Annotated in this window: 6 protein-coding genes; 2 read left to right on the top strand and 4 right to left on the bottom strand. The window is 64.4% G+C overall.

Features of this window, described 5'->3' with window-relative positions; all coding sequences use genetic code 11:
* Positions 1–117 precede the first annotated feature (117 nt).
* Together G5S38_RS15200 and G5S38_RS15195 are read right to left on the bottom strand one after the other, a co-directional pair.
* Complete coding sequence (locus G5S38_RS15200; RefSeq protein WP_165070432.1) at positions 118–279, bottom strand: hypothetical protein; 162 nt, start codon at positions 277–279, stop codon at positions 118–120.
* A 22-nt stretch (positions 280–301) separates the two neighbouring features.
* On the bottom strand, positions 302–739 hold the full coding sequence (locus tag G5S38_RS15195; RefSeq protein ID WP_165070430.1) for a VOC family protein: 438 nt from the start codon (positions 737–739) through the stop codon (positions 302–304).
* 118 nt (positions 740–857) lie between these two features.
* Here G5S38_RS15195 and G5S38_RS15190 point away from each other — a divergent pair, with 118 nt between their 5' ends.
* On the top strand, positions 858–2,024 hold the full coding sequence (locus G5S38_RS15190) for an NAD(P)/FAD-dependent oxidoreductase (RefSeq protein WP_165070428.1): 1,167 nt from the start codon (positions 858–860) through the stop codon (positions 2,022–2,024).
* 59 nt (positions 2,025–2,083) lie between these two features.
* Here G5S38_RS15190 and G5S38_RS15185 read toward each other — a convergent pair whose 3' ends face one another.
* Positions 2,084–3,148: a GTP-binding protein gene (locus G5S38_RS15185; RefSeq protein WP_165070426.1), complete on the bottom strand. Its 1,065-nt coding sequence runs from the start codon at positions 3,146–3,148 to the stop codon at positions 2,084–2,086.
* 75 nt (positions 3,149–3,223) lie between these two features.
* Between G5S38_RS15185 and ykgO the strand changes: the two genes are divergently transcribed.
* Positions 3,224–3,346, top strand: coding sequence for a type B 50S ribosomal protein L36 (gene ykgO / locus G5S38_RS15180; protein WP_165070423.1), 123 nt, complete (start codon positions 3,224–3,226; stop codon positions 3,344–3,346).
* A gap of 81 nt (positions 3,347–3,427) precedes the next feature.
* Here the strand turns inward: ykgO and G5S38_RS15780 are convergent, their stop codons facing one another.
* Positions 3,428–3,913, bottom strand: coding sequence for an ArsR/SmtB family transcription factor (locus G5S38_RS15780; protein WP_235929123.1), 486 nt, complete (start codon positions 3,911–3,913; stop codon positions 3,428–3,430).
* Positions 3,914–4,110: the final 197 nt, after the last annotated feature.

Here is a 4,110-nt window from a genome sequence, read left to right as displayed (position 1 = left end):
TGAGGTCGGTTTTCACACACAGGGTTTAACACCCTCCGCCAACGATTAACAGCGACCACGCGGGGCTATCCCGATCGGGACATCGCACCGGCCACAGCGAGACCAATTAGGACTCACTCATCTAGGCGAGTCGCCGTCGAGCAGTCCGAGGAGTTCCGCATCGGTCATCCGGTCGATCAACTGATCCGCAGCCGCTTCCGGGTCGAGCGCGCCTCCCCGGACCGCGCTGACAGCCTCGCCGTACGCACTACCCTCCGTATTCATCGTGCCGTCATTCATAGTGAGTCACCCGTCTCAACATCTAGCGCTTCGTCAGGTCCTCGGCGAGCATTACGATGATGCCGCTGGGACCACGGATGTAGGCGAGCTTGTAGACGTCTTGATAGATCGCCACGCCGCGCAACGGTCGGCACCCGTGGGATTCGGCGATCTTCAGTGCTTCGTCGATGCTGTCGACAGAGAAGGCAACGCGGTGCATGCCGATCTCGTTGGGGCGGGTGGGATTGAACTCGATCGCTTCGGGATGGATGTACTCAAAGAGTTCGAGCCGACCGTGACCGTCTGATGTCTGCAGCATCGCGATGTTGGTGTGGTTGCCGTCGAGGCCGACGGCGGTGTCGGCCCACTCACCGCTGACTGTGTCGCGGCCGACGACGGTGAGACCGAGATCGGTGAAGAAGGCGATGGTCGCTTCGAGGTCGCGGACGGTGATCCCGACATTTTCCAGTGTGATGGCCATGCGTTGCACGATACCGACCCCGGTTCGAATGACCTCGGTGGACAGCCGCTCCGCACGAAGGGAGAGCTCCTTCGCGGATGATTGACCCACTGGTGAACGCGAGGGGAGTGTGGTGGTCGTGACTCGTCATGTCATCGTCGTCGGTGCGGGCATCGTGGGAGTCTCCGCGGCGGGGGCTCTTGCTCGCGCAGGGGTGCGGGTGACGGTTCTCGAGCGTGACCACGGAGAACCGCGCGGGTCGACCGCATTCGCTCCCGGGTTCCTCGGTCTCTACAACGAGTCCTCGATCCTCACCGACCTCGCGCGGGCTTCCTCGGCGATCTACGCGGCCGCAAAGGCCGGGTACACGCGGACGGGCGGCCTCGAGCTCGCCCTCTCAGCTGCCGGCGCCGTCGAAGTAGAGCGTCGAGTGGACGCCGCTAGCGCGACCGGACTCGCGTCAGGATTGCTTCGGACGGCGGAGCTGCCCGAGCCGGTAGCGACGCTCATCCGCACCGGCGACATCGTCGCCGCCGGATACTTCGCGGACGACGGCAGCGTCGATGCTCAGATACTCACCCGCTCGTTGCGGATAGACGCCGTCGGCGCCGGCGCGACCTTCCTTGCGGGCCAGCAGGTGATGCACGTCGAACGCCGCGCCTCGCAGATAGTCGTCGGCGTCGCATCCGGAGCAGTGTTCGAAGCGGATGACATCGTGCTCGCCGGTGGGGTGTGGGGGCCGTCGTTGTCGCACCTGACCGGTCTTGAGCTGCCCCTGTTTCCGGTGGCTCACCCATACGTGTACTCCCCTCGGCGCCCACAGTTCCGAGCGGGCCCGTTCCTGCGGTGGCCGGAGCGTCACGTCTACGCACGGGTTCATCACGATCGATTGGGGATCGGTAGTTACGATCACCCGCCTGTCGCCGTCGGACAAGCCGATCTCTCGGGCGGCGCCGGGCTGCAGTGGGCGGGGGGCTTCACCGAGGTCATTGACTCGGCGCAGCAACTCCTGAGCGAGCGGGCCCGATTCGTGCCGGAACGCCGCATCAACGGAGTATTCGCGATGACGCCCGACAACCTGCCGTTTCTCGGGCCGCATCTCGCGATGGACGGAGTGTGGATCGCGCAGGCGCTCTGGGCCACGCACGCCGCCGGTGCCGCCACCGTCCTCGTCGCGGCCATGACCGAGGACGCTGAGCTGCCCGCCGAACTCACCGTGGACAGGTTCGACGGCGACGGCGCCGGAGAGTTGTCCACGAGAGCGCTGCGTCTCTACCGTGACATCTACGCGAGCGGTACCGGCTGAGCCGTCACACCCGTGAGCCGCTGGATGTTCCGAGGCGGGCGTGACCGCCAGCTGGGGCGTCAGTGCCGGTCGTCGACCGGCCAGACGGGGAACCGATCAGGGTAGTTCGCCCACTCCATCGGCCCGGCGATCAACTCGTCATCAGACAGCAGGCACGCGCTGAGAGCGGCGAAAAGCTTGTCGTATCGCAGTTCATGTCCGAAGAAGACGATCTCCTGACCGAGGGGTGACTCCGGATCCCAACTGAGCATCGACGTCGGATCGATGTTGAGTACGCGGCCCGCACTGGCCCACGACCCGACTCGCTGCGGGCGGGACGCGAGTCGGATGAGACCGCGAGAGCGAAGGATCGTGCCGACTTCTGCAGGCTCGAGGCAGTGGTCGACCACCTCGGCGAGGCGAGCGGGGTGGAATGGTCGCGGATCACGGAAGACGACGGTGTTCACGCCGTGTTGCCTTGTCGGGGGCTCGGCGGTTCGGGCCAGCTCGAGCATCCAGCCGAGGGATCTGCCGAGCACTATCGCATCGACGCCGTGGCGCCGGGTGGTCGCCAGCCGTGCGACAGAGCCGATCGGGAGGATCAGCGCGCGAGGGTTGAGTCTGGCGATGAGGGCCTCCGCCTCGTCTCGCCAGCTCTCCGGATGAGCGTCTCCACCGGTCATGACGATCACGCTGGCGAACTCGAGCTGGAGTGCGAGCCGTTCGGCCACGTCGTAGTCGTGGATGGGGTCATCCGCGCCAGCGTGATCGCAGAACAGCAAGTGACGCACATCACTCACGCTCACGACGGTGACGAGATCGCGCAATCGGATCATGTGCTCGTCGGCGCCGCGGCCGTCGAAGATCCGATCGACGATCAGCCCGATCTCGACCGGATCGGCGGTGGGGCCTAGAGCGACGACGGTGTGTCCCCGCGTGCCCTGGTCGGCCAGTGCGCAGAGGTGATCGGCGAGGTCGAGAGCGAACTCGCCGCTCTCTCGTGTGTCGGCGACCACGTCGCGAATCGAAGCGTCGTGCGAGGCACCGGGAGCGCGACCCGAGAGCAACGCGGCGACGTGAGAGGCCGCGGTGTGATCGAGGCTGCTGATGAGCGACACCTGAAGGGTGGCGGAGGGGGGATTCATGATGGTCCGATCTCAGCGGGCCAATCCCGCACCCGTTAGTGTAACTGAGAACAGTTATCAAAAAGGAGGCATCGTATGAAGGTCCGCAACTCGCTCAAGGCGCTCAAGAAGATCGATGGCGCGCAGATCGTTCGTCGTCGCGGCCGCGTGTTCGTCATCAACAAGAAGAATCCGCGGATGAAAGCTCGCCAAGGCTGAAGCGGCCGCCGCCCTCTGCCCCACGGCGAAGGCCCGTCCTCCCCAGTGGAGAACGGGCCTTATCGACGAAACGGCTGAAGCTCAGTGCTCGTCGTAGTGGTCTTCGTGCTGCGCGTGCTTGTGTCCGTCGTGCACGTAGTCGACGTGGTCGTCGTGCTGCACGGACTCGTGTCCGCAGTCGGACTTGTGCTCGTGCTCGACGACGGTGTGCTCTGCGAGCTTCTCTTCGGCCATGATGGTCTCCTTCAGTGGGTTGTTCGTGCGGGGGTCGGGGCTCGAGTTGGTCTCGAGTACGTGGGTGATCGCATCGTCGATCACGTGTGTGACGTGATGGTCCGCGATCGAATACATCGCCTCCCGCCCCGTGCGGGTGACCGCAACGAGGCCCGCCGTCCTCAGTACCTTGAGATGCTGCGACACGAGCGGCTGAGACTGCCCGCTCGCCTCGGTCAAGGCGCCCACCGACGACGGGCCATCCCTCAGTATGCGAAGGATGGTGAGTCGAGATACCGACGACAGCGCCTTGAACAACTGGGCTGCCTCCAACGTCGCGTCGACATCATCCACTCAGGTACTCAAGCACATCTATAAACCTATAGCAATACGTTTATACAATCGAGAATGATGATCACGGCCGCACTAGATGAGTGAGTCCTAATTGGTCTCGCTGTGGCCGGTGCGATGTCCCGATCGGGATAGCCCCGCGTGGTCGCTGTTAATCGTTGGCGGAGGGTGTTAAACCCTGTGTGTGAAAACCGACCTCA

It is taken from the genome of Marisediminicola senii (genome assembly GCF_011057645.1).
GTDB lineage: Bacteria > Actinomycetota > Actinomycetes > Actinomycetales > Microbacteriaceae > Marisediminicola > Marisediminicola senii.
Note: the sequence above shows the minus strand (reverse complement) of the source record. Positions and strands in the feature narration are given on the sequence as shown.

What these genes read in the sequence shown, in the direction of transcription:
- G5S38_RS15200 (WP_165070432.1), bottom strand. Translation starts at nt 279, where the DNA reads ATGAATGACGGCACGATGAATACGGAGGGTAGTGCGTACGGCGAGGCT.
- G5S38_RS15195 (WP_165070430.1), bottom strand. Translation starts at nt 739, where the DNA reads ATGGCCATCACACTGGAAAATGTCGGGATCACCGTCCGCGACCTCGAA.
- G5S38_RS15185 (WP_165070426.1), bottom strand. Translation starts at nt 3,148, where the DNA reads ATGAATCCCCCCTCCGCCACCCTTCAGGTGTCGCTCATCAGCAGCCTC.
- ykgO (WP_165070423.1), top strand. Translation starts at nt 3,224, where the DNA reads ATGAAGGTCCGCAACTCGCTCAAGGCGCTCAAGAAGATCGATGGCGCG.